We start from the raw sequence: 1702 nt of genomic DNA on the forward strand, positions 1-1702 counted from the left end.
CGGGTTCGGGTGGTTAGCATCACCGGGCTCGGTATGGTCGGTCCTTCGCCGGTACGGGAATATCAACCCGTTGTCCATCGACTACGCCTGTCGGCCTCGCCTTAGGTCCCGACTTACCCAGGGCGGATTAACCTGGCCCTGGAACCCTTGGTCATTCGGCGGACGGGTTTCTCACCCGTCATTCGCTACTCATGCCTGCATTCTCACTCGTGTGGGATCCACCACTGGGTCACCCCGCAGCTTCACTTCCCACACGACGCTCCCCTACCCAGCCACACCCCTGGCACACCACCCCCGAAGGAGACGGCGCGAAGGACATGCGTGGCTGCCACGGCTTCGGCGGTGTGCTTGAGCCCCGCTACATTGTCGGCGCGGAATCACTTGACCAGTGAGCTATTACGCACTCTTTCAAGGATGGCTGCTTCTAAGCCAACCTCCTGGTTGTCTCTGCAACTCCACATCCTTTCCCACTTAGCACACGCTTAGGGGCCTTAGCCGGTGATCTGGGCTGTTTCCCTCTCGACCACGAACCTTATCGCCCGCAGTCTCACTGCCGCGCTAACTATGCTGGCATTCGGAGTTTGGTTGACGTCAGTAACCTTGTAGGGCCCATCAGCCATCCAGTAGCTCTACCTCCAGCAAGCAACACGCGACGCTGCACCTAAATGCATTTCGGGGAGAACCAGCTATCACGGAGTTTGATTGGCCTTTCACCCCTACCCACAGGTCATCCCCTCAGTTTTCAACCTAAGTGGGTGCGGTCCTCCACACGCTCTTACACGTGCTTCAACCTGCCCATGGGTAGATCACTCCGCTTCGGGTCTAGGACACGCGACTCAATCGCCCTGTTCGGACTCGCTTTCGCTACGGCTCCCCCACACGGGTTAACCTCGCCACATGCCGCTAACTCGCAGGCTCATTCTTCAAAAGGCACGCCGTCACCCCTGCTAAGGAGGCTCCGACGGGTTGTAAGCATCCGGTTTCAGGTACTGTTTCACTCCCCTCCCGGGGTACTTTTCACCTTTCCCTCACGGTACTTGTCCGCTATCGGTCACCAGGTAGTATTTAGGCTTACCAAGTGGTCTTGGCAGATTCACACGGGATTTCACGGGCCCCGTGCTACTCGGGTACCCATCCAAGGGAGGCCACGATGTTTCGTCTACGGGGGTCTCACCCACTACGCCCGGCCTTCCCAGACCGTTCGACTACACCACGACTTTCTTACTCCCCACCAGCACGGCAGCACTGGTCAGATAGGCCCCACAACCCCGAAGGTGCAACACCTGCCGGCTATCACACACCCCCGGTTTAGCCTCATCCGCTTTCGCTCGCCACTACTCACGGAATATCTCTTCCTGCGGGTACTGAGATGTTTCACTTCCCCGCGTTCCCCCCACACGCCCTATATATTCAGGCGCGGGTAACCAGACATGACTCTGGCCGGGTTTCCCCATTCGGACACCCTCGGATCAATGCTCGTTTGCCAGCTCCCCGAGGCTTATCGCAGGCTACCACGTCCTTCTTCGGCTCCTGGTACCAAGGCATCCACCGAATGCTCTTAAAAACTTACCACAAAAACAACAGAAATCAGAAGATGCTCGCGTCCACTGTACAGTTCTCAAACAACACATTCACACCCGCGGCAGACCAGACACCCGACCACCACCACCAACCAAGGCGGCACAGCCAGGCACTCCATCTC

Annotated in this window: 1 rRNA gene; it reads right to left on the reverse strand. The window is 58.0% G+C overall.

Annotation, left to right across the window (positions count from 1 at the left end):
• Positions 1-1572 (reverse strand): 23S ribosomal RNA (locus ABD907_RS20560); the annotation flags it as partial.
• Positions 1573-1702: the final 130 nt, after the last annotated feature.

It is taken from the genome of Georgenia halophila (genome assembly GCF_039541595.1).